Source organism: Roseateles sp. GW821-FHT09G09, from assembly GCF_059415965.1.
On the sequence record NZ_JBWKOG010000002.1, the window covers coordinates 522,236 to 545,643 of the forward strand.

The window sequence follows — 23,408 nt, forward strand, 5'->3', positions numbered from 1 at the left end:
CTCAGGCCTGTTTCGGCGTGAGCCCCATCTTCTCGAGCGTCAGCGTCTCGTCCGCGCGACCCCAGCCGCCGTCGGCGACCTCGTCGACCAGCACCATCGTGTACGGACGGGCACGTTCGCCGAAGTACTCGACGAACATCGCCGTGACGCGGTGGATGATTTCCTCCTTGCGGGCGGCGTCCGCGACGCCTTCGGGGAGCTTGATGTTGGCAAAGGGCATGGTGGCCTCGTTGAAGTGAATGGATGACGGGGATGATTCTTCGCAATCGGCGCGTGTGGACAAAGGGTCTCGCGTCGGCATCACATGCCAACGGGCGCCAACAATGCGGGCCGGTCATGCGGCTGACATGAAGTTCAGCGACCCTGCGTCGCGATGCGTTCTGCGACCGGATCCCTCGCCCGCAGGCTCGCCGGCTGGCTCCGCCAGGCGCGCGGCCTGCTGCTGTTGCTGCTGTGCGCCGCCGTGCCGCTGTATGGCACCGCAGGCGCGCGGCTGACGACGCTCGGCCCGATGCATCACCACCGCGATGCGCCCGTCGCCGATCACGACCATCGATCGCTGGCCGAGCGATGGCGGGAGGTCGTCCACCGGGGGCTGCAGGCGCTGGCGGGGCAGGAGGGCTCGCAGGTCCTCGACACCGCACGCGCGCGACAGCAGCAGGTCCAGCTCCAGCGTGACGGGAGACCCGCGCACGTCCACGCCCACGGCCTGTTCGAGCGCCACCATCACGAGGCCGACGATCCCACCGTCGTGCTGGACGACCATGACGGGCCCGCCTTGAGCGACGCGGCGGCGCTGGGCGGCTACGTCCTGCCGATGGCGAACGTCGACATGCCGCGCGTTCCCGCGCCAGAGAACGCCAACGGCCATTGGCCTCGCGCCAGACCGCCGTCCTGGCGGAGCATCGGCGATGCGCGACTGGAGCGGCCGCCCCGGCGCTGAACGGCCTTCATGGCGCGCACACGTCCACGCCTTCGGCGCGGACGTCGCGCGCGCCGCCGTTCCGCATCGTCCGGGCCGCCGCGCTGGCCGCGCCCGTCCGATGAGGCCACGCCGCCGTCGCCGACAGGTCGACGCGGCGCCATCGGCTGTCCGCCGACGCGGCAGCAGGATCTCTCGTCATGGCAACATTTGGAACCCACTCCCCGGGCGCCTTCTTCGGCGCTCGCGATCTGGACGCGGCCGGACCCACGTCCACGCCCACGCCCACGCCCAGGCACGCGCACGCGTCCATGTCGCCATCGCCATCGACATCGCCATCGACATCGACCTGGCAGGGCGCGGTCGACCGGGCCGTGCGCCTGTGCGGCAGTCAGGCCGCGCTGGCCCGGCATCTGAAGGTGCCTCGGCAGCACGTCAGCGAGGCCCGCACGGGCGGTCGCACGATCCCGACGGACCGCCTGCCGGCGCTCGGGCAACTCGTCCACATGACCCCTGCCGACCTGTGGACCTTGCAGGAGGTCGCCAACATGCCGCGGCGCAATCCGTTCGCCCGCCAGTGCGATGGTCTGTGAACGCCGTGTGGCCGACTTGTACGGGTGGCGTCCAGACGCGTAGGACCGCGCCGACGCGAGGACGCGCTGCCCGCCGTCACGCGCTGCGAGCCCGGCGTCCTAGGATCAAGTCCGTGCCATCGCACCCTGCGAGATACGCAGTAACTTTCTGGAGTAGACGATGAACAAGGACCAAGTGAAGGGCGCCGTCAAGGACGCCGCAGGCAAGGTGCAACAGAAGACCGGTGAGGTCGTCGGCAGCACCGAACAACAGGCCAAGGGCCTGGCCAAGCAGGTCGACGGCAAGGCCCAGAAGGCCTACGGCGACGTGAAGGAAGCGGCCAAGGACGCAGACAAGCGCTGATCGCCCGGCGCCAGTGACAACGCCGGCGGGACTCGCGTCCCGCCGGCGTTTTTCGTCGTCTGGATCGAATGGACGGCCGGACGGTCCGGCCCGCCCGGGCGATCAGCCCGGCTTGTTCTTCAGCTTGCCCTTGGGCATCACGGAAGTCATCGGCGCGACCGGCCGGGTGGAGACGGAGGACGACTCCTTGGGCGTGCTGGTGTCCTTCTTGGGCTTCTTGTTGGCCTTGTCGTTGCGTTGCTCGCCTTTTGGCATGGCTTGATTTCCTTCTGGTCGTTCAGGGTCGGGATGGCGGCACTCTACTACTGCCGCGCGCCCGGGTCACTTCACCGGCAGGGGGCGGGTGAGGACGGCGCTCCCGTAGCGATCACCCACCTGACCGTCGCGGATGAAGTCCCGCATCAACGCGAAGTAGCCCGGCGCGTAGCGCGTCGACACGCGCTGGCCGTCCGGGGCGGGCTCGAACTCGGTCATGCCGTGGTCCGTGCCGGGGTAGACGGCCAGCGTGTAGCGCCGGCCTGCCGCGATCAACGACCGGATGTCCGTCGCGGACCGCGCGCTCGGCGCGACGCGGTCGTCGGCGCCGAGCACCCACAGCTGCGGCGTGCGCGACGCCCGCAGCGTGGGCATCGGGTCGTAGCGGAAGGACACGTCGAACTTGTAGGTGGTGTTCAGGGCTTCGACGATCTGCGCCTTGTCGAGCGGCAGCACCAGGTGCAGGAAGTTGCCGCGCACGTCCTTGTACCAGGGCAGCGGGCGGTACTGCTCCCGCAAGGCGTCGAACGCATCGTAGCCCTCCCTGCCGCGCGTCTCGATGACCTGCTGGCCGGCGCGCGTCAGCGCCAGCGCCTGCGCCGTCTCCTGCGCGGAATGCCGGCCGGCCCGCATCTCGAGCGCGACGCTCTGCAGGTCCTGCTCGAGCATGGACACCGTCAGGCCGAAGCTCACGAGGGTGAAGTCCACCGGCGCGCGGTCCGCCGCCAGCGGCGCGACCCAGCCGCCCTGGCTCGCCCCCTGGTAGCCGACGCGGCCGGCGCGGGATCCCGCCAGTCGACGGGCCGCCTTCATGGCGCGGACCGCGTCGTCGGCGAGCAGGCTGACGTCCTGCGTGTAGGCGCCGCCGGAGGCGCCGGTCCCCCGCTTGTCGAAGACGAAGGCGCCGATGCCCTCCGCGGGGAACAGGCGCTGAAGCGAGTTGCCGTCGAGCGCGGAGTCGGTCTCGGAGCCGTGCAGGAACACCACCACGGGGACCGGTCCCTGGCCTCGCGGCATCACGAGGCGGCCGACCAGCGCGATGCCGCCCGCATCGAACGAGGTCTCGCTCACATCGAACGCGATGCGCCGGCCGCGCTTTCCGGCGAAGGTGATCTCGCCTTTGTCACAGTCGGCCGAGGCCAGGGTGTCCTTCGACGGCCTGTCGGTCCAGCCGACGGTGCTGGCCCATGTGCCGTCAGGTTCGGGGCGCAGCCGGCCCGTCTCGCCCGTGAACGCGGTCCAGCGCAATGAATGGCCTTCGTCCGGCGCGATGTCCAGGGTCTGGCCGTCCTGCAGCCGATAGGCGCCGACCAGGCAGCGCGTCGTGATCGGAACGGGCGGGGCGGCCTGGTCAGCCTGGTCGGCCCGGACAGGTTGCGCCGTCGCCGGGAAGGGCGACGCCGCCAGCAAGGCGCAGAGCGGCAGCACGACGAAAGATTTCATTCTTCTCCCTGGAAGGTCGGTCATCGGAGCCCGGAGTCTCGATGTGCCACCGGTCCGGGACGATCGCCGCGCGACGTGCTGCCGCTGGATCGTGACGGAAGGCAATCTCCGCCGACGGACGGCGTCAGCGCTCGCGCCGTCATCGCTCCGTCATGCGGGGTTCGGTTCCGGGCGGCGTAACGGTCCGGCTTTCGTCAAGCTGTTCACGTCCCCGGACCGCTCGGATCCGCCTCGGCACTGTTCGCCGATGAAACGAGGGCATAGGCTCGCGCACCATCCCGGCAGGCAATTTCAGCCCGGGTCCGCTTCCATCTCCCACTGCCCTGGATGAGGTCCTCATGACTCTGAACAACTTGCGCGTCGGCACCCGGCTCGGCGCCGGCTTTGCCCTCATCCTGCTGCTGCTGGCGTTGATGCTGGTGGTCGGCGTGCTGCGCCTGAACAGCGCGTCGGTCGCGGTCCAGGCCATGATGGCCTCGCCGCTGGCCAAGGAACGCCTGCTGGAGGAGCAGCTGCGCAACGTCGTGGCCGGCGTGACCCGCGGCAAGGCCATCGCGAAGAACGCGGACGGCGGGCTCGAGGCGCTCTTCCGCGACGAGGCGAAGGCCTCGACCGCGCGCGGCAACGAGATCGTCAAGGCGCTCGCGGAGCTGCCCACGGACGACGCGGAGAAGCCGCTGCTGGACAAGTTCAACGCGGCCCGCAAGGCCTACCTCGACGCGCGGGACCGCATGATGGCGGCCAAGCGCGCCGACAAGGCCGACGAGGCCAACCGCATCTACGACAGCGAATTCAGCGTCGTCGCGCCGGCTTACGTGGCCGCGCTGACCGCCGTGCTGGACTACCAGCGCAAGGTCATCGACGAGATGAACCAGACCATCGCCGGGGACACCGCGGGCGCGCAGTTCCAGCTGGAAGTGCTGGGCGTGATCGCGATCACGCTGGGCGTCGTGCTGGCGGTGATGCTGACCCGCTCGATCACGCGGCCGATGGCGCAGGCCATCGCGCTGGTCGACGCGGTCGCGCAGGGCGATCTGTCCAAGCGCCTGCAGGTCGACGGCCGTGACGAGATCGCCTACCTGATCGGTGCGCTCGGCAAGATGAGCGCGGGTCTCACCGACCTCGTGCGTCAGGTGCGCCAGGCGTCGGAGGGCATCCAGACCGCCAGCGACGAGATGGCCGCCGGGAACATGGACCTGAGCGCACGGACCGAGCAGCAGGCCAGCTCGCTGGAGGAGACGGCGTCGTCGATGGAGCAGTTGAGCGCCGCCGTGCGCCACAACGCCGACAGCGCGCACCAGGCCAACCAGCTGGCGCAGAACGCGTCCGACGTGGCGGTGCAGGGCGGCGAGGTGGTCGGCCGCGTGGTCGAGACGATGAAGGGCATCAACGACTCGTCGCGCCAGATCGGCGACATCATCGGCGTCATCGACGGGATCGCCTTCCAGACCAACATCCTGGCGCTGAACGCAGCGGTCGAAGCCGCCCGCGCGGGGGAGCAGGGCCGCGGCTTCGCCGTGGTGGCGTCCGAGGTGCGCTCGCTGGCCGGGCGGTCCGCCGAAGCGGCCAAGGAGATCAAGCGCCTGATCACCGCCAGCGTCGAGCGGGTGGAGCAGGGCACGAAGATGGTGGACCGGGCCGGCGAGACGATGACCGAGGTCGTCGGCAGCATCCGCCGCGTCAACGACATCATCGGCGAGATCAGCTCGGCCAGCACCGAGCAGTCGAGCGGCGTCGCCCAGGTGGGCGAGGCCGTGACCCACATCGACCAGGCGACGCAGCAGAACGCCGCGCTGGTCGAGCAGATGGCGGCCGCCGCGAGCGGCCTCAAGTCGCAGGCCGAGCAACTGGTCAAGGTCGTGGCGACCTTCAAGCTGGCCTGATCGGCGCCCAGACCGCCCAAGGCGGTCGTTCGTGATCCGGTGCGCCGCGGTGTCCGGATCAGTCCGGATCAGTCCGGCAGCCCCGGCCTGATCCCGTACAACGCCAGCATGCCGAAGACATGGCCGATGGCGACGCCCGGTTCGCCGGACTCGATCCGCGCGATGGTCTGGACGTGCACGCCCAGCCGCGCGCCCGCCGCGCCCTGACTCTCGCCGGCGGCCGTGCGCGCGGCCTTCGCCGCGGCGCCCAGCGCCTTGATCGCCTCGAGAGCGCCGTCGTCGATGTCCACCGAGATGCGTTTGCCTTGTGCCATGGGACGGCATTCTCGCCGGATGCCGAGACACGCCGCTCCCTGCGATGCGGTGCGCTCCGCCGTCCTCTCTGCCGGGTTCACCGATCGGCGCGCCGGGCGGCCGCGATCGTGGCAGAGATGGCGGCCTCGAGCCGCGGCAGGGCGTCGTCGAGCGTCTGCTCACTCAGCGCGCTGTCGCCCAGCAGCACGCCGGGCGCGACCTGTGCGCGCTGGCAGAAGCCGGCCACGAGCTCGAGTCGCAAGCCGCGCTCGGCGGCCTGCTTCACCAGGGCATCCGCCGGCAGCTCGTCGGGCAGCCACCAGGTGAAGTGGAACCCGCCGTGTTCGCCGCTGGTCCGCAGCGGCGCCGGCGCGACCGCCTGACGCAGGGCCTCGAGCACGCGCTCCCGTCGCCGTGCATACACGTTCCGCGTGCGCCGGATGTGACGCGCCAGTCCGCCGTCGGCGATGAACGCGGCGAGCGCGCGTTGCTCGATCAGGCCGACCGACGGCCCCATCGCGCGGCACGCCGCGGCGAAACCGGGGATCAATGCCGGCGGGACCACGGCGTAGCCGATGCGCAGGTCCGCGAACATCGTCTTGTTGAAGCTGCCGCAGTGGATGACGCGGTCGTCCTTGTCCAGGCTCTTGAGCGCGGGCAGCGGCGCGCTGCGGTAATTGAACTCGCTGTCGTAGTCGTCCTCCAGCAGCCACACCGATCGCTCCTGCGCCCAGCCCAGCAGGTCGAGGCGGCGCGAGACCGGCATCGTCACGCCCGTCGGGGACTGGTGCGCGGGCGTCACATGGGCGAGCCGCACGCCGGCGTGCCGGCGCGCCCGCGCGACCGAGAAGCCCGCCTCGTCGATCGCCACGGCAGCGAGGCGCCGCGCGAAGGGCGCGAAGATGTCGGCGGCGAGCGCGTAGCCCGGATCCTCGATCAGCACCTTGTCCGTCGGTCGCAGCAGGACCCGCGCCGCCAGGTTCAGCCCTTGGCGGATGCCCGCGACCACGATGACTTGCGTCGGATCGCAGGACACGCCCCGGGCGGCGCCGAGATACCGGGCGACTTCCGTCCGCAGTTCCCACGCGCCGAAGGCATCGTCCTCTGCGGACGCCCGCAGCCGCGTCCCACGCGCCGCGGCCTGAAGCAGGCTGCGCCATTCGGCGAGCGGGAACAGCGCGGCGTCGGCCACCCGCGCGACGAAGGTCGCATCGTGGCGGGAGGGATGGGCGGTCGCGGAGCGGGGCGAAGGGTGCGGCATCGACCTCGATGTCGACGCCGATGTCGATGTCGAGCTTGGTGTCGGCGCCACCTTCGCTGCTCGTGGGGGTCGCTCCGGTCTCAGGAACTGGTCGGGCAGCGCGGCGCTCACGTAGGTTCCTGAGCCGACCACGCCAGCCACGTACCCTTCCGCGCGCAACTGGTCGAAGGCGACCTCGACCGTCGAGCGCGCCACCGACAGCCGCTGCGCCAGCGCACGCGACGACGGCACGCGCATGCCCGCCTTGAGCGTGCCCCGCAGGATGGCTTCGCGCAGCAATCGATACACCCAGGCCTGACGCGTCTCGCCATCGACGAGGGGCAGGGCGGGAAGGTCGAAGGGCGCGCCGGCGGCCGTCGACGCACGCGGCGATCCGCTGTTCGAAAGTGGCTTGCTCAAAAGGATGAAAGTGGCCGTTCCGAGGAGGCCACAGTGTAGGCAGGATCGCCCCCCATGCAAGTCCCCCCTCCCGCCCATCCCCTCGCCATCCCGCCCACTCCCGAAGCGCCGTCCGGATCGTCGTGCGGAACGTCGTGCGGATCGCCGTCCGGACCGTCCTCCGGGGCGTCTTCAGGAGCGTGCGGTGGAGCCTCGCGCGGAGATGCTTCCGACGACGCGTTCACGTTGATGCCGCACGGCATCCGCGTGCACATGGCCGGGCGGCCGAGCGTGCTCGACGCCGCGCTGGCCGCGGGGCTCTCGGTGCCGTTCTCCTGCCAGCGGGGCGCCTGCGGCTCCTGCGCCGCGGAGTGTGTCGCAGGCGATGTCGAGTCCGCCACGACGGCCACGGCGACCACTATCGATCCGGGCCCGGGACGCGTGCTCATGTGTCAGGTGCGCGCTCGCGGCGAACTGGTGCTGCAGGTGCCGGACTGGGTCCCTCAGGCACCGCCGCAGCGGCGCGACATGCGCGTGCTCGCGCGTCGACCGCTGAGTGCCGATGTCGTGGAACTCGTGCTCGATCCCGGCCGCCCGCTGGCGACGCGGCCCGGCCAGCACGTGCGCATCCGGCTGCCCGATGGCGACCACCGCTGCTTCTCCATCGCCAATCGTCGCGAGGACGAGCGGGATCCCATCGAGCTGCAGATCCGGCGCGTTCCCGGGGGGCGCTTCTCCGACGCGCTGCTGGGCACCTTGACGCCGGGTGAGGTGATGGACGTCGAAGGACCGTTCGGCGCGCCCGCGACGCCCGCCTCGGACACGCCCCTGGTGTTGCTGGCCACCGGCACGGGCTACGCCGGCGTGCGGGCTTTGCTCCAGACGGTGCTCGCCGATCGGGCACTGCCCGGCGTGACCTTGTATTGGGGCGGCCGCCACGAGGCCGATCACTACGCCCGTGCGGAGCTGCGGGCGTGGGCGGCCGCCGACCCACGCCTGCGTTGGCATGCCGTGTCGCCGGAGACGACGAAGGGCCATGCCGGGCAGGACGGCGCCTTGCAACGCCATGTGCAGGACCACGCGCTGGCGCACGGGCATGACTGGTCGTCGGTGCGCGTGCATGCCTGCGGCCATCCGGGGATGTTGCGCGACGCGCGCCTGGCCTTGCAGGCCGCCGGCCTGCCCGCCGCGCGCTGGCATGCCGATGCCTTCGTCCCCAGCGGTCGCGACGACGCGGCGCACGACTGGGAACGCAGCGGACCGCGGTTCGACATCGCCGGCATCGTCGCGGCACGGGAACGCTCGATCGCGGCCGTGCAGGACATCGCCGCGCTGTTGCGACCGGGCATGTCAAGCGAGCAGGCGCGCGCCTTGGCGGACGAGCGGTTGCGTGCGTTGGGCTCGCAACGCAACTGGCATCCGACGATCGTGCGCTTCGGCGAGGACACGACCTGCACCTCGCGCGAGGCGGGCGATCCGGCGCGCCACCTGCGTCCGGACGACATCGTCTTCATCGACATCGGACCGGTCTGGGACGGCTACGAGGGCGACTACGGCGATACCTTCGTCTTCGGCGCCGACGAGGCGCATCGGCGTTGCGCCGACGCGGCGCGCGCGGTGTTCGCGGAGGCCCGCGCGGCCTGGTTGCAGGGCGCCAGCGGCGTGGACCTGTACGCGCTGGCCGAGGCGGCGGCGCGGCGCCGCGGGTGCACGCTGGTCCGCGAGATGGCCGGGCACCGCGTGTCGGACTTCCCCCACGCGCTCTACGACCGGCACAAGCTGGCGCAAGCCGGTTTCGCGCCGGGGGACGGTCTCTGGGTGCTGGAGATCCAGGTCCGCGACCAGGTCCGGCCGATCGGCGCCTTCTTCGAGGACGTGCTCCTGCGTCACCCGAATCCGTGCGGGTCCGCCACCCTCGGCCAGTAGTCCAGCGATCGGGCGCGGTAAGGCGTGCTCGCGAAATCGCAGTTCATCGCTCCGGGCGTGGTGACGTAGAGCACCGCCTTTGCGATCGGCGCGAACTCGGCATGGAAGTGCTGCGTCGACTTCACCACGATCAGCGCCTTGTTCTCGAGCGTCAGGCCCAGGCCGGTGAACGCATCCTTGCCGTAGGTCTGCGTGCGGATCGAGCAGAGCACGATGTGCACGCCGTTCACCGCCTCGACCCGCACGCAGGTGCCGAGCCGTTCGCGCGTGCCGAGCGCGGACTGGGTGTGGTCCTCGACCACGGCCCGCACGACGACCCGCAGGTCCAGCGGGTCGCCCGAGGCCGGTCCGCACTTGCCGCCGATCCGCAGGTCGAGCTCGGCGCCCACGCCCGCGTCGCGGCAGATGTGCACCGCGCCCAGGTCCCACAGGCAGCCCACGATCGCGTTGCCGATGCCGCGCTGGACGATGCGGCGCAGGACGAAGGTGCTGTCGCACGGCGCGCCGCCGCCGGGGTTGTCGGCGATGTCGGCGAGCACGACCGGGCCTTCGCCCATCGCGAGCGCGCGATCGAGCGCGCCGTCGATATCGATCAGTGCCGGTCCGATGGCATCCCGCAGCGCCCAGAACTCGCGACCCAGTTGCTCGGCGAGCGAGCGCGCCAGCGCCGGATCGTCATCGGTCACGACCCAGAGCTTCGCGCCCGCTTCGGGCACGTCGCCCCACGGGAAGCCATGGCCGAGCGAGATGGACAGCACGCCGGGCTCGCCTTCCAGCGATTGCAGGCGCGCGACGAAGGACTGCATCGGCTCGCGCGTCGTGTGCCAGAGGCCGACCATCTTGCAATCGAAGGTCGCCGTGACCGGTCGCACGCGGCCCGCCGCCGTGTCGACGAGGATCCGGTAGAGCTCGCGCCCGCGCGGTTCCGCGTCGATGTGCGGGTACTCCTTGAACGCCACGATCGCCGTCGCCGAGCGCTGCATCAGCGCCGTGAGATGGCAGTGCAGATCGAGCTCCAGCCCGATCGCCACGTCCGGACCGACCACCGCGCGGATGTGCGTCGCGAGATCGCCCTCGCAGTCGTCGTAGCCTTCCGCGGCCATCGCACCGTGCAGCAGCAGCTGCACCGCGTCGACCGGCATCGCCGCGCGCAGGTCGGCGAGGATCTCGTCGCGCAGCGCCTCGTAGACGTGGCGCACGGTGCGACCCGAGGGCTGGGCGATCGCGCACAGGCTCTCGGCGACCCCATGGCCGTCCGCCTCGATCAGCTCGCGCAGGAAACGCATGAAGGCACCGGTGCCTTCGGGATCGCGCCGGCTCGCGTCGCCGTGGAAGATCCGGTATTCCTCGAAGCCGCCGAGCCCTGTCGGCGCCGGCGCGAAGGTGTTGGTCTCGGTGGCGAGGTGGGCGATGAAGAACTTCATGGGTCGTTCCGTGCGCAGGGGCTCAGTAGTTGAGGTTGAGGGCCATCAACTGGCCGACGACGCCGATCCAGACGATGCCCGCCAGCGCGAGCGCGACCAGCACGCCCCATGCGCGTGACAGCCGCGTCGCATCGACGCGGAACAGCCGCCACGCGACCCAGACGCCGACGAGGGCGGCCGCCACCGCGAACACGCCGCTCAGTTGCATCAGCCCGAACAACCAGTCGTTGCCGCCGTTGTAGAGGGCCAGGTCGGTGCTGAGCACCGGCATGATGAGGACGATCCAGGCCGTCACGTAGACGAGGTCCACCACGACGGCGATGCGCTGCCAGCGGCGCAGCTTCTGCAGCGCGGGCGAGGCGCCGCTCGTGGCGCGGTCCGCGCGTCGCAGCAGCGCGCCCAGCGGCCAGGCGGCGAGCGCGCCGGCCAGCACCAGCAGCGACAGCCCCAGGATGCTCAGCGTCAACGGCGCCGAGCGCAGGAAGGGCGCTTCCTGCAGCACGGAGACGGGGTTCTCGCTGTCGATCACGGTCTTCACGCCGTCGACGTCGGCCAGCGCGAGTTCCTGCGTGCCGCCCTGCTTGCGCCACAGCTGCGGCGCGACCTCGCGGAAGGTGGCCATCTCGCCCGTCGGGCCGGAGGGGGCGAGGATCGTGCCGTCGGGATTGGCGGCAATCACCGTCTGGTTCATCAGGTACAGCGCGCTGAGAAAGCCGTGCTCGACACGGCGCGAGGTCTGGTAGCGGCCCGCGATCAGCGACGCGTCCTTGGGCGCCGACGCCAACGCCGGCGCGTCGACGACCGGCTGGCCGGGGAAGTAGCGGTCGAGGAAACCTTCCATCAGCGCCTTGCGCGCGAGGTAGACCGCCGAGTCCTTCCCGCGGCTGTTGAAGGACACGAAGATGCCGACGCCTTCGTCCGGCAGCAGGCTCAGGTCGGAATGGAACACGATGGTGTCGCCGCCGTGGCCCAGCAGCGTGCGGCCGTTGCGGAACTCCCGGAAGAAGCCGTGCGCCATTACGTTGAAGCCCGGTCGCGCCTGGGCGGACGGGCTGTGCATCAGCGCGGTGGTCGCGGGGCTCAGGATCTCCGCGCCGTCGAGCCGGCCCTGCTGCAGGTGCGCGAGCATGAAGCGCGCCATGTCCGCCGCGGTCGCGCTGCCGCTGCCCGCGGGCGCGGTGACGACGAGCTCGAACGGGGAGGGCGACGGATCGCTCGCCTGGCGGTATCCCTTGGCGATGAAGGGCGCGAACTTCGCCGGCAGCGGCTGCGCCGTCGTCGAGTGCCGCATGCCCAGCGGCTGGAAGATGTGACGGTCGACGTAGGCGTCGAAAGGCTCGCCCGACACCCGCTGCACGATGTAGCCGGCCAGCGCGACGCCGTAGTTGGAGTAGCCCGGCGCCTGCCCCGGCGCGAACAGCATCGGCCGCGGATGCTGCTTCAGGTAGTCCTCGTTGGACGGCGCGAGCTTGGGGTCGTAGGCGAGCAGATCCTTCAGGCCCTCCTCGAAGCCGGCCGTGTGGTTCATCAGATGCCGCAGCGTGACCGGCTTGCCGAAGGCCTGCGGGATCCTGAAGTCGAGGTAGTCGTTGACGTCGCGATCCAGATCCAGTTTGCCCACCTGGATCTGCTGCATCACCGCGGTCCACGTGAACAGCTTGGACGTCGAGCCGGGCCGGACCATCGAGGTCTCGGCGTTCATCGGCACCTTGGCCTTGACGTCCGCGTAGCCGTAGCCCTTCTGGAACAGCACCTTGCCGTCCTTGACCACGGCGACGACGGCGCCGGCGATGTCGCCGGCCTCGAGCGAGTAGGCGACACGGCCGTCCAGCCAGGCTTCGAGGTCGGCGGCGGTCAGCACCACGGCAGCGCGAGCGCCCGAGGCGGGCAGCGCCGGTGGCTCGGGCGTGGCGGCGATCTTCGGCGCGAGCGGCTTCTCCGGCGGGATCGCTGCGGGCTGACCGGTGGGTTGGGCGACCGTGAAGGTCGCGACCGCGGCGAGGACGGTGGCCAGCATCATCGGCAGCGCCCATCGTCTGACGCGGGAGCGGGAGCGGGAGCGAGAGTGGATGCCGGCCAGGCCGGTCTGCGGGGGCAAGGTCATCTGGATTCCTTCCAACAAGCACGGGCGCGCCTTGTGGGCGCGCCCTGATCCACAGCCGGGGATCGCGGGTTCAGAAGTTCTGGTTGAAGCTCATCAGGTGGTGGGCGGCGCCGATCACGATCAGCACCGCGAACGTCAGCACCCACACCACCGCTAGCGCCATCGCGGACTTGCCTCCGCCTTTGAGCGCCAGCCGCGCGTGCCACAGCGCCGCGATCAGTCCGCCGATGAAGGCCAGCAGGGTCAGTCCTTGCGCGAGGGGCAGGACGACGCTCAGGTCGCCGTCGCCTTCCAACCGCGTGAACACCAAGGTCCAGAGCGCGACGGCGAGCAGCACGAGGACGCTGGCGATGCGCACCGCCAGCACCGACCGTCCCGGCGCAGCGGCGCCATGCTTGCGGCGCAGCACCGCGGCGACCGGCCACAGCAGCGCGGTGAGCAGCATCGTCACCAGAGAGAGCCCGGCCAGCAGCAGGGCCAGACCGCCCGACAGCGCCGGGACCGGCTCGAAGACGAAAGCGAAGACGTAGGGCTCCAGGCCCCAGCGCAGGACGCGTCCGTTCTCGACGATCGCCTGGAGGCGGCGCTTGCCGTGCTCCTCTTCCCACAGGTAGGGCTTGACCTCGCGGAACACGCTGCGCGAGCCGGCCAGCTCCAGCGCGACGCGGCCGTCGTCCAGCGCCTGCACCTTCAGCGGGCTGAGCAGCGGCAGCAGCGAGAAGAAGGTCGAGTCCTCGCGCCGGGTGCTCTGGTACGCGCCGGCCAGTTGCTGCGCATGCTGCTTCGCGGTCGCGTCGTCGACCTGCCGCGGCGTCGCCGGGCGCGCATCGGGCAGATAGCGGTTGGCGAAGGACTCCAGCAGCGTGTCCCGCAGCCACTTGCCCTGGCCGTCCTTGCCCGGCGAGTTGACCGAGATGTACAGCCCGATGCCGTCGTCGACGAACAGCAGCAGGTCGGTGTGGAAGAGGATGGTGTCGCCGCCGTGCCCGACGACGCGGTGGCCGTTGATGTCGTGCTGGTAGAAGCCCAGTCCGATGCCGAGCAGGGCTGGCATCGGCTTCGTGAGCTGGCCGTGCATCTGCTTCACGGTCTCCGGCCGGAGGAGGCGCGCATCGCCGAGCTGGCCCTGCTGCAGGAAGGCCTGCATGAAGCGCCCCATGTCCGCGCCCGTGGCCGACAGGCTGCCGGCGGGTGCCAGGCTGACGATCTCGAAACCCTTGCCGGGTTCGCCCTGTTTCTCGTAGCCCTGCGACATCAGCGGCGCCAGCGCTGGCGGCAGCGGCTGGCGGAAGGTCGCATGCCGCATGCCCAGCGGGGAGAAGATCTTCTGCTCGACATAGTCGTCGAAGGGCAGGCCGCTGACGCGCTGCACGATGTAGCCGGCGAGCGCGGTGGCGTAGTTCGAGTAACCCGGCCGCGCGCCCGGCTCGTAGAGCGCGGGCGGGATGTAGTCCTTCAACACCTTCGCCAGATCGGGCGACTTGCCCGAATAGGTGATCAGGTCGCGCGCCGTCTCCTCGAAGCCGGTGGTGTGCGTGAGCACGTGGCGCAGCGTCATCGGCTTGCCGTTGAACTGCGGGATCCTGAAGTCGAGGTACTGGTTGAGGTCGGCGTCCAGGTTCAGCTTGCCCTGCTCGACCAGTTGCATCACCGCCGTCCACGTGAACAGCTTGGACACGGAGCCCGGACGGAACAGCGTGCGCTCCGCATCGACCGGGACGCGCCGGTCCCAGTCGGCGTAGCCGTAGCCCTTCTGGATCAGCGGCTGGCCGTCCTTCACGATGACGACGACGGCGCCCGGCACCTGCGCCATCTTCAGCGCGGCGGGCATCAGGCCGTCCAGCCAGGCCTGCGTGTCGGCCAGCGTCATCGGCTGGGCGGCCGCCTTCGCAGCGGTCGCCGCGGCGGGCGTCGTGGCGGACGCGCCGGAAGTGCTGGCGGCAGTGGAAACGCCCGAGGCCGCCGAAGGCGGCGACGTCGCGGTGATCGGCGCGATCGGCGCGGACTTGGGCGTGGTCGTCGGCGTCTGGGCCGACGCCGTCGGCAGCGCCGCGCAGGCGGCCAGCATCAGGGCGACTAGGCGCAGGGTCAGTGGCTTCATGGGACGGCGTTCAGAAGTTGTAGGTGACCGAGGCGCCGATCGTGCGCGGCTGCGCCGGCGTCGCGCGCAGCGGGCCGCCGAAGGCGGTGAGCGCCGTGTCGGCGCCGAGGATCGCGCGCTTGTCGGTCAGGTTGCGGACGAAGGCCGACAGCTGCCAGGCGCCGAAGTCCATGCCCCACTGCGCATCCACCAGGGTGTAGGCCGGCATCACGAAGTTGGGGATGGAGGTGGTCTCGCTGTCGTAGCCCGCGTTGCGCTTGCCGACGTGACGCACCTGCAGGCTGGCATAGGACGGCCTGCCGGCCAGCGCGAAGTTGTAGCGCGCGCCGAGCGACACGGACAGCCGGGCCGAGTTCGGCAGCTTCGCGCCGGACGGGCCGAGGGCCGGCGCGTCTTCCTTCAGCTTGCCGTCGGTCCAGGCCAGGCTGCCCTCCAGGCGCCAGTCGTCGTTGATCGCGTAACGCGACGCCAGTTCCAGCCCCTTGACCTCGGCCTTGCCGGCGTTGCCCATCACCGTCGTCGCGCCGAAGGCGAGCGGCTGCTGCAGCTTGCTCCAGCGGATGTCGAAGAGTGCGACTTCCAGCGACAGGCGGCGGTCCAGCAGGTCGGCCTTGTAGCCGGCCTCGTAGCTCCAGAGCGTGTCGGCCTCGAAGGAGGTCGGCGCACCGGGGATGACCTGGCCGTTCTCGTCGATCGCCTGCGGGTTGGGGCCGCCGGGACGGTAGCCGCTGGCGGCGCGGACGTACACGCTGCTCTGCTTGTCGAGCGAATAGCGACCCGTCACCAGGTAGGTGTTCGACCGGTCCTTGGACGTGGCCGGCTCCGGGAAGTCCGGGACCTCGTTGGTGAGCGTCTCGTACGCCTGCTTGTTGCGCGCCACCCGTGCACCCAGTGTGAAGGACAGCGCCGAGGTCGGATTCCAGGTCACGTCGCCGTAGACGGCGTTCTCCTCGTAGCTCGCGGGCTGGCCCACGCGCACGAGCTCCATGTCCGCGTCGGCGCCAGTGGGCCGGCCCCACAGGCGCTGGTTGTAGTTGTTGCGTTCCTTGTTGTGATACAGGCCGATCAGCCATTCGACGGTGCCTCGCGCCGACGTCAGGCGCAGCTCCTGCGTTTCCTTGCGCAGCTTCGTGCGGTTGTCCAGCTGCACGAAATCGAAGGCGCCGCCGCCGAGGATCTCGGTGGCGTCCAGCAGCGTGTCGCCGTTGAAGCGCTGGCTGGAGACGATCGCGTTCAGGCGCGCCCAGCCGAAGTCGTAGTCGACGTCCGCCGAGAGCAGCCGCGTGCGGATGCTGTAGGGCTCGGAGATCGACAGGTCATGGGTCAGGTCGCCGTGGATCGGTTGGCCCGTCGCGACGTCGTACTGGACCACGCCGGTGCCGTCGCGCTCGATCTTCTGGTCGACCGCGGAGAGGCGGACCTTCATCTTCGACATCGGCTCCAGCAGCAGCGAGACGCGTCCGCCGCGCGTGTCGCCGTCGTTGACGTGCTTGCCCGGCGCCAGGCCGGAGGCCTTGATGTAGCCGCCGTCATGGTCGTTGAAGGCGGCCACGCGCAGGGCGGCGACGCCGGCGCTCAGCGGCACGTTCACCACGGCGTTCTCCGTGTGTCCGAGCGCGCCGCCCTTGATGCCGCGCACGCCCAGGCCGACCTTGCCGGAGAACTCCAGGGTGTCGGGCTCGTTGGTGACGTACTTGAGCAGGCCGCCCATCGCGCCCGCGCCGTAGAGCGTGCCTTGTGGACCGCGCAGCAGCTCGATGTGATGCAGGTCCAGCAGCGACATGTCGAGCGCCGCCACCGCCGCGCCGCCGAAGGCGGTGCTGGAACCGTAGGCCACCTCGTCGACATAGGTGCCCACCGTCGCCGTGCCTGCGCTGCCCACGTTGATGCCGCGGATGCTGACCTGGCCGCGGCCGGGACCACCGTCGCTGCTGACGTCCACGCCCGGGAGGCTGCCGACGTAGTCCACCAGGGAGCCCGCGCCGGATCGCTCCAGGCCTTCTGTGCTGATCGTCTCGACGCGCAGCGGCACGTCCCGCAGCGGTTCACGGCGGCGCGTCGCGGTGACGGTCACGACCTCCAGCTTCTCCGCCTTGACCGCGGCGCGGTCGCCGTCCTTCCCGGGGGCCGTGGCGGGCGTCGTGGCGGATGACGCCGCCGATGCAGGCGGGTTCTGCGCGGCGGCCTGGCTCCACGCCGGCAGCGCCTGCATTGCGGCCAGGCAGGGCAGCAGCAGGGGCGCGAAGGCGAAGCGTCGCGTGTTCCGTGCGGACGGCGCTCGGCGGCCGGAGCGGGGAGGGCGGGGAGCGCGGGGGGAGGCGGTCATTCGGTGGACTCCTGGCGAGGCGGGCGAAGTTGAGCTGCAAGTTTCCAATTTGGAAAAAGGTTTCACATTGGTGGAAACCTTAGCTGCCTTGACGCAAAGCTTCAACCCAGGGTGATCGCGGTGGTCCGCCGGGACCGCCTTGCTAAGATCGCCGCACTGTCTGCTTCCCTCGACCATGGCCATCGATTCGAACCTTCCCGGCGACCACATCCGCAGCGTGCGACGACGGCTGGGCCTGACGCTCAGCGACGTGAGCGGGCGGACCGGCCTGGCGGTGTCGACGCTTTCCAAACTGGAAAAGGGCAACATGTCCTTGTCCTACGACAAGCTGATGCTGCTGAGCAAAGGCCTGGGCGTGGACATGGCCGAGCTGCTCGCCGACGTGCCCGGCTCGCGCGCCGCGCCGGGCGGCGGCGGGCGGCGCATCGTGGAGCGCGCGGGGGAAGGGCAGCAGGTCGTGACCGAGAGCTACCAGCAGCTCTACCTCGCGACCGAGCTGCTCAACAAGCGCGTCACGCCGCTGATCGCCGAGGTCCGCGCGCGCACGCTGGACGAGTTCAAGGCGGAGTTCGGCGACCTCATCCGCCATCCCGGCGAGGAGTTCGCATACGTGCTCGAGGGCGAGATCGCCTTCCACTGCGAGCTGTACGCGCCGGTGGTGCTGAAGGCGGGCGACTCGATCTACTTCGACAGCGAGATGGGGCACGCCTACCTGAAGGCGTCCGACGCGCGCTGCCGCGTGCTGGCGACCTGCGCGCCGCGCAGCAGCGGCACGCCGGACGGGTTCAGCCAGCATTTCATCGACGTCTCGAAGCGTCTGCAGGAGCCGGCACCGGAGCCGGCACCGAAAGCAGCCAAGGCAGCCAAGGTAGCATCTGGGAAAGCGCGCGGATCGAAGCGCTGAAAGCACGCTCCGCTGGGGTACTTCCGCCGCCGCTGGCCCTCACCCCCACCCTCTCCCGCAAGCGGGAGAGGGAGTCCGGCACTGCTCCTTCGACCCACTCTCCCGCTTGCGAAGAAGCGACCGGCACTGCGCTTCTTACTCCCTCTCCCGCTTGCGAAGAAGCGTTCGGCACTGCGCTTCTTACGCCCTCTCCCGCTTGCGAAGAAGCGTTCGGCACTGCGCTTCTTACTCCCTCTCCCGCTTGCGAAGAAGCGTTCGGCACTGCGCTTCTTACTCCCTCTCCCGCTTGCGAAGAAGCGATCGGCACTGCCCTTCTTGCTCCCTCTCCCGCTTGCGGGAGAGGGTAGGGGTGAGGGCCAGCTGCCGTGGTAGTGATCAATCCTCCAGCTTCCTGAGCATCGGCGTGAGCGCCAATAACGCGATCGCCGAAGCCGCAGCGAGCGCCGCGAGCAGCACGAAGAACCCTGCGGGTCCGAGCCACTCCCACGCACGCCCCACGACCCCCGACAGCAAGTTGCCTGCGAAGGCCGCGAGGAACCACGCCGCGATGACCGTCGCGCCCATGCCCGACGGCGCGAGCCGCGCGAACAGGCCCAGCCCGACCGGCAGGATGTAGAGCTCGCCGATCGTGTAGACCGCGAAGAACACCAGCAGCCACAGGCCGCTCACCGGCTTGCCATCGGACATCGCGGCCATCGCTGCCAGCAGCAGGTAGGCCGCGGCGACGCCGGCCGCGCCGATCGCCATCTTCCGGACCGGCGCGGGTTCCCGCCCCTTCACGGCGGCGCGCCGCCACGCGCGGATCAGCAGCGGCGTGAACAGGAAGACGAACAGCGGGTTGAGCGACTGCACCCAGGTCACCGGGATCGCCAACCCGAACGCATGCAGGTCGACGCTCGTGTCCGCCCACAGCGCCAGCGTGTTGCCGCTGTGCGCGTAGGCGCTGCGGAACACCATCACCGACAGGGCCACCAGCAGCAGCGGCACGACGATCGCGGCGCCGCCGGGCTTGCGTCTCGCGCCGCCCTCGTCGGATGCCGAGCCTCCCGAGGAGCCTGCCGCGCCCGCCGTCCCGACATTCCCCGCCGCATCGGGGCTCGCGGCGTTGGCGGCGCGCGCGGACGTGTCGCGAGGCCGGTCCTGCGGCAGATGCCGCCCGCCGAGCAGATAGATGGCCAGGCCCACGCACATCCCGACCCCCGCGGCGCCGAAGCCCCAGTGCCAGCCGTAGACCTCGCCCAGCGTGCCGCAGGCCAGCGGCGCGAGGAGGCCGCCGAGGTTCACGCCCACGTAGTAGACGTTGTAGGCGCCGCCGCGGCGCGGATCGTCCTCGGCGTAAAGATCGCCCACCTGGCTCGGCAGGTTGGGCAAGAAGAGGCCGTTGCCCAGCGCGATCAGCACGAGGCTCGGATAGAACATCGCTTCCCAGCTCAGCGCGAAATGCCCGACCGCCATCAGGCTGCCGCCGATCACGATCGCGAGGCGGCGCCCGAGCCAGCGATCGGCGAGGTAGCCGCCGGCGATCGGCGTCAGGAACACGCCGCCGGTGTACAGGCCGTAGATCAGCGAGGCGTCGGCCTGTGTGAAGTGCAGCTGCTTGGTCATGTAATAGACCAGCAGCGCGCTCATCCCGTAGAAGGAGAAGCGTTCCCACATCTCGGTCAGGAACAGCACGGTGAGCCCGCGCGGCTGGCCGAACCAGGTGGCGCGCGAGCCCATCGCTGAGCGGTCGGCGGCGGGGCGGTCGGGGGTCATGGTGGCGCTCATCGTCGCGGAGCCTCCGGGATCGGTTCTGCGGGTCTTCCCGTGACAAAACCAGGTTGTGCATCGAGTTGTCCGGATGGTAGAGTTATTTTCCAATTTGGAAAGTAGCTAAAAACCATGAGTGAGACGACCGCCCGCAGCGTGGATTGCCTGGTGATCGGGGCCGGCATCGCGGGGGCGTCGATCGCGGCGAACCTGGCGCCGCACATGACGGTGGCCGTGCTCGAAGCGGAGGCGCATGCCGGGTATCACACCACCGGACGCTCCGCGGCGCTGTATTCGGCGCTCTACGGGAACGCGCCGGTGCGTGCGCTGACGCGGGCCAGCCGACCGTTCTTCGATCAACCGACGACGGGTTTCGCCAACGTCCCCCTGCTGCGCGCGCGGGACACGCTCTACCTGATCGGCACCGGGCAGCAGGCGGTCGCCGACCGGTTCGCCGCGGACGAGGACGTGCGCACGCAGACGCGCCGCCTGGATGCGGACGAGGTGATCCGGCGCCTCTCGATCCTGAAGCGCGACCGGATCGAGGGCGCGCTGCTCGACGACACCTCGGCCGACATCGATGTCGATGCGCTGCATCAGGGCTTCCTGCGGCAGGCCCGGGCCGGCGGCGTCCGCCTGCATCTCGGATCGCCGCTGCGCGAGCTGGTGCGGGAGAAGAGGGGCTGGCTCGCCCGCACCGACAGCTTCAGCGTGCGCGCGCCGCTGGTGATCAATGCGGCCGGCGCGTGGGCGGATGCGGTGGCCCAACTGGCCGGCGTCGCGCCCTTGTCGCTGCAGCCGCTGCGGCGGACGGCGGCCTTGATCGACGTGCCGGCCGGCGTCGCCGCCGGCGAGGCGGCCGACTGGCCGGCGGTCATCGCGATCGACGAGAGCCACTACTTCAAGCCGGACGCCGGCCTGCTGCTGATCTCCCCGGCGGACGAGACCCCGAGCCCGCCCTGCGACGCGCAGCCCGAGGACCTGGACGTGGCGATCGCGGTGGACCGTTTCGAAACACTCAGCGGACACCGCGTGGCGCGTGTGCGCCATCGCTGGGCGGGGCTGCGCGTGTTCAGTCCGGACCGCACGCCGGTGGTGGGACTGGATCCGACGGCGCCCGGCTTCTTCTGGTGCGCGGGGCAGGGGGGCTACGGCATCCAGACCGCGCCCGCGCTGGGCCGCGCGGCCGCCGCGCTCGCGCTCGGGCAGGCGCTGCCCGAGGACATCGCCGCCGCCGGCGTGCGTGCCGGCGACCTCTCCCCTCAACGATTCCGCCGTCTCTGAACCATGTCACGTCTCCAACTGTCCACCCGGGTCGAGCGGCTCGTGCTGCGCGAGCCCTTCGTCATCTCCGGCTATCGCTTCACCGAGATGCCCGCGATGCGCGTCGTCCTGCGCGACGGCGCGTACGAAGGGCGCGGCGAGGCGGCCGGCGTCTACTACCTCGACGATCGCCCGGCCGACATGCCGGCGCAGCTGGAGGCGGTGCGCGAGGCCATCGAGGGCGGCATCGGTCGTCAGGCGCTGCGGCGCCTGCTGCCGCCGGGCGGCGCGCGCAACGCGGTCGACTGCGCGTTGTGGGAGCTCGAGGCCCGCCGATCGGGCCGGTCCGTGTGGCAACTGGCGGGGCTCACCGAGCCGCGCCCGCTGACCACGACGATCACGCTGGGCGCCGATGACCCCGGCGCCATGGCGACGCGGGCGCTCGCGCTGCGCGACATGCGGGCGCTCAAGCTCAAGCTCACCGGCGACACCGATGCCGACATCGCGCGGGTGCGCGCGGTGCGCGGCGCGCGGCCGGACGTGTGGCTCAGCGTCGACGCCAACCAGGGCTTCACGCCGGTCACGGTGGAGGCGCTGCTGCCGGTGCTGGTCGCGTGCGACGTCAGCCTCGTCGAGCAGCCGTTCGCGCGCGGCCGCGAGGCCGACATGGCGCTCGTCGATTTCCCGATGCCGACGGCGGCGGACGAGAGTTGCCTGACGCTCGACGAACTCGAGGCCTTGCCCGGACGCTTCGACGTCCTCAACATCAAGCTCGACAAGTGCGGCGGGCTGACGGAAGGCCTGCTGATGGCGCACCGCGCCCGGGTGCTCAAGCTCGGCGTGATGGTCGGCAACATGGGCGGGACCAGCCTGGCGATGGCGCCCGCGATGCTGGTCGGCCAGTTGTGCGACATCGTCGACCTCGACGGGCCGACCATCCTGGTCCAGGACGTCGTGCCGGGTGTGAGGTACGGCGGAGGGAAGGTGGACTGTCCGGTGGCGGTGTGGGGGTAGGGGTTACACTACGCAGGTAGGCGCTTGGAACACAGGTTGGCTGCTTCCCTCCTCGGACGGACGCCAAACTCCAAGACGCAAAAGAGGGAACTGGCCGCGCAAGCGGCCTTTTTCCTTTGTGCGGTGCGTTGCTGCTGTCGCGCAACGCCTGTGAGCGCGAGAAGGCTACCGAGCGTGGCTTGTCCAGTAGCCGATCGTTGCCGTACCTCGCTTGAGCGCCACCGGCTGACGATGGCGTGATGCGTACCTGAGGATCTTCGCCAAGCGGCGATCTCCCAGGAAAAAGTCGAGCTGGACCTCGCCGAAGGATCGTCGCCGACGGTAGTGCGCCACGGTGTCATGGCTCAACAGCGTTCGGCAACGTGCATCCGTTTCGCCTCCACGGTAGGCAGTCGCCACGTCGGGGGACAGCCACTTGAGCAACTCCACCATGCGGTCGTAGTAAAGGCGCAGCCGATCGACGGCATCTGCGGGCGTGGCTGGCGCGCCGGCGACGATGGCTGGCGTGACGCCCGTTCGAGCACGAGCTTCTTCCATCAAGGGCCCCAGCTTCCAGATGGGCTCGTGATGCGCGATGCGATTGCGTATCGCGTTGCATAGATCCAGGCGAGAGAAGAGCGCGTCGCGCTCGGCCTGTTTCCACTGGGTCGGTTGTCGCATGCGGTGGCCGGGCACGACCTCCACGAGGATCTCGCCCCACCTGAGCGGGCGTCCGGTGCTATCAGCAGTCACGTCCAGCAAGTGAGGCCAGAAACCGAACGACAGCTTCGAGACCACATCGTCCGGTGAGGGCATGGGATTGCGCGGTAGCCATGTCCCGTGGCGCTTCTTATGCGTGATCTTCTTGACCTTCTCACGCGAGTCAGGATTCAAGTGAAGGTGGTTGAACCAGTCCTTCGCGCCGCTCGTGCCGACGGCACCGAAGCGACTTCCCAGGGCCTTGTGAAACTGGTTCCGGAGAACTACTTCCAAGAGCGACAGTGCTCGGAACAGCGATCCGCTGATGTCATCGTTCCATTGATACAGACCAAGCGTTTCGCCATCGTCCAGAGGGTTGAAGAACGTCCGGTAGTTGCTCAGTCGCGCATGCGAGATCGCATTGACGAGGGGGCTGACAAGGGCCGAGCCGGTAGGCAGGATCATCGAGTGTTCTGGAGCCAGTGAACCTGGGGTGGGTGGAGCCCGGGTGGACGCGTCGGGTCCACTGTCGTCCCAGTCTAGACAG

At 70.2% G+C, this 23,408-nt stretch carries 20 protein-coding genes; 8 read left to right on the forward strand and 12 right to left on the reverse strand.

The features are described from left to right. Nucleotide 1 precedes the first annotated feature (1 nt). Complete coding sequence (locus tag AC07O8_RS07170) at nt 2-220, reverse strand: tautomerase family protein (RefSeq protein WP_495047371.1); 219 nt, start codon at nt 218-220, stop codon at nt 2-4. A gap of 153 nt (nt 221-373) precedes the next feature. Here AC07O8_RS07170 and AC07O8_RS07175 point away from each other — a divergent pair, with 153 nt between their 5' ends. Beyond that, a complete protein-coding gene (locus AC07O8_RS07175; protein ID WP_495047372.1) occupies nt 374-943 on the forward strand; it encodes a hypothetical protein in 570 nt (189 codons plus the stop codon). 7 nt (nt 944-950) lie between these two features. Here AC07O8_RS07175 and AC07O8_RS07180 read toward each other — a convergent pair whose 3' ends face one another. Further along, nucleotides 951-1,124, reverse strand: coding sequence for a hypothetical protein (locus tag AC07O8_RS07180; RefSeq protein ID WP_495047373.1), 174 nt, complete (start codon nt 1,122-1,124; stop codon nt 951-953). Between AC07O8_RS07180 and AC07O8_RS07185 the strand changes: the two genes are divergently transcribed. Then, nucleotides 1,123-1,515, forward strand: coding sequence for a YdaS family helix-turn-helix protein (locus AC07O8_RS07185; protein WP_495047374.1), 393 nt, complete (start codon nt 1,123-1,125; stop codon nt 1,513-1,515). The two genes, AC07O8_RS07180 and AC07O8_RS07185, sit on opposite strands and share 2 nt — an antisense overlap. Before the next feature lie 160 nt (nt 1,516-1,675). Next, the gene (locus AC07O8_RS07190) at nt 1,676-1,858 is read left to right on the forward strand and encodes a CsbD family protein (RefSeq protein WP_495047375.1); all 183 of its coding nucleotides are present in this window, start codon (nt 1,676-1,678) and stop codon (nt 1,856-1,858) included. 102 nt (nt 1,859-1,960) lie between these two features. On the opposite strand, the gene AC07O8_RS07195 is transcribed toward AC07O8_RS07190, so the two are convergent. Continuing rightward, nucleotides 1,961-2,113 carry a hypothetical protein gene (locus AC07O8_RS07195; RefSeq protein WP_431104798.1) on the reverse strand — a complete coding sequence of 51 codons (153 nt, stop codon included), beginning with the start codon at nt 2,111-2,113 and terminating at the stop codon, nt 1,961-1,963. Between the two features lie 66 nt (nt 2,114-2,179). Beyond that, nucleotides 2,180-3,556, reverse strand: a complete 1,377-nt coding sequence (locus AC07O8_RS07200) for an alpha/beta hydrolase family protein (RefSeq protein WP_495047376.1) — start codon at nt 3,554-3,556, stop codon at nt 2,180-2,182. A gap of 338 nt (nt 3,557-3,894) precedes the next feature. Here AC07O8_RS07200 and AC07O8_RS07205 point away from each other — a divergent pair, with 338 nt between their 5' ends. Continuing rightward, nucleotides 3,895-5,439 carry a methyl-accepting chemotaxis protein gene (locus AC07O8_RS07205; protein ID WP_495047377.1) on the forward strand — a complete coding sequence of 515 codons (1,545 nt, stop codon included), beginning with the start codon at nt 3,895-3,897 and terminating at the stop codon, nt 5,437-5,439. A gap of 68 nt (nt 5,440-5,507) precedes the next feature. Here the strand turns inward: AC07O8_RS07205 and AC07O8_RS07210 are convergent, their stop codons facing one another. Both AC07O8_RS07210 and pdxR read right to left on the reverse strand, forming a co-directional pair. Further along, nucleotides 5,508-5,753, reverse strand: coding sequence for a helix-turn-helix domain-containing protein (locus AC07O8_RS07210; RefSeq protein WP_495047378.1), 246 nt, complete (start codon nt 5,751-5,753; stop codon nt 5,508-5,510). A gap of 77 nt (nt 5,754-5,830) precedes the next feature. Continuing rightward, on the reverse strand, nt 5,831-7,393 hold the full coding sequence (gene pdxR / locus AC07O8_RS07215; protein ID WP_495047379.1) for a MocR-like pyridoxine biosynthesis transcription factor PdxR: 1,563 nt from the start codon (nt 7,391-7,393) through the stop codon (nt 5,831-5,833). A gap of 228 nt (nt 7,394-7,621) precedes the next feature. Between pdxR and AC07O8_RS07220 the strand changes: the two genes are divergently transcribed. Then, the gene (locus tag AC07O8_RS07220) at nt 7,622-9,298 is read left to right on the forward strand and encodes an NAD(P)H dependent flavin oxidoreductase family protein (RefSeq protein WP_495047380.1); all 1,677 of its coding nucleotides are present in this window, start codon (nt 7,622-7,624) and stop codon (nt 9,296-9,298) included. Here the strand turns inward: AC07O8_RS07220 and AC07O8_RS07225 are convergent. From AC07O8_RS07225 to AC07O8_RS07240, 4 genes are all read right to left on the reverse strand, one after another. Then, nucleotides 9,259-10,722 (reverse strand): M81 family metallopeptidase, encoded by a 1,464-nt coding sequence (locus tag AC07O8_RS07225; RefSeq protein ID WP_495047381.1) that lies wholly within the window; start codon nt 10,720-10,722, stop codon nt 9,259-9,261. The two genes, AC07O8_RS07220 and AC07O8_RS07225, sit on opposite strands and share 40 nt — an antisense overlap. 22 nt (nt 10,723-10,744) lie before the next feature. Continuing rightward, nucleotides 10,745-12,826, reverse strand: a complete 2,082-nt coding sequence (locus AC07O8_RS07230) for a serine hydrolase domain-containing protein (protein WP_495047382.1) — start codon at nt 12,824-12,826, stop codon at nt 10,745-10,747. Nucleotides 12,827-12,896: 70 nt separating this feature from the next. After that, entirely contained in the window at nt 12,897-14,927 is a 2,031-nt protein-coding gene (locus tag AC07O8_RS07235) for a serine hydrolase domain-containing protein (protein WP_495047383.1), read from the reverse strand. Nucleotides 14,928-14,937: 10 nt separating this feature from the next. Beyond that, on the reverse strand, nt 14,938-17,253 hold the full coding sequence (locus AC07O8_RS07240; RefSeq protein WP_495047384.1) for a TonB-dependent receptor: 2,316 nt from the start codon (nt 17,251-17,253) through the stop codon (nt 14,938-14,940). 175 nt (nt 17,254-17,428) lie between these two features. Between AC07O8_RS07240 and AC07O8_RS07245 the strand changes: the two genes are divergently transcribed. After that, nucleotides 17,429-18,157, forward strand: a complete 729-nt coding sequence (locus tag AC07O8_RS07245) for a helix-turn-helix domain-containing protein (RefSeq protein WP_495047385.1) — start codon at nt 17,429-17,431, stop codon at nt 18,155-18,157. Nucleotides 18,158-18,532: 375 nt separating this feature from the next. Here AC07O8_RS07245 and AC07O8_RS07250 read toward each other — a convergent pair whose 3' ends face one another. Then, a complete protein-coding gene (locus AC07O8_RS07250; RefSeq protein ID WP_495047386.1) occupies nt 18,533-19,924 on the reverse strand; it encodes a peptide MFS transporter in 1,392 nt (463 codons plus the stop codon). A gap of 114 nt (nt 19,925-20,038) precedes the next feature. On the opposite strand from AC07O8_RS07250, the gene AC07O8_RS07255 reads away from it, so the two are divergent. Further along, a complete protein-coding gene (locus AC07O8_RS07255) occupies nt 20,039-21,190 on the forward strand; it encodes an NAD(P)/FAD-dependent oxidoreductase (RefSeq protein WP_495047387.1) in 1,152 nt (383 codons plus the stop codon). Between the two features lie 3 nt (nt 21,191-21,193). After that, complete coding sequence (locus AC07O8_RS07260) at nt 21,194-22,183, forward strand: dipeptide epimerase (protein WP_495047388.1); 990 nt, start codon at nt 21,194-21,196, stop codon at nt 22,181-22,183. A gap of 165 nt (nt 22,184-22,348) precedes the next feature. Here the strand turns inward: AC07O8_RS07260 and AC07O8_RS07265 are convergent, their stop codons facing one another. Next, the gene (locus AC07O8_RS07265) at nt 22,349-23,326 is read right to left on the reverse strand and encodes an Abi family protein (RefSeq protein ID WP_495047389.1); all 978 of its coding nucleotides are present in this window, start codon (nt 23,324-23,326) and stop codon (nt 22,349-22,351) included. Nucleotides 23,327-23,408 lie beyond the last annotated feature (82 nt).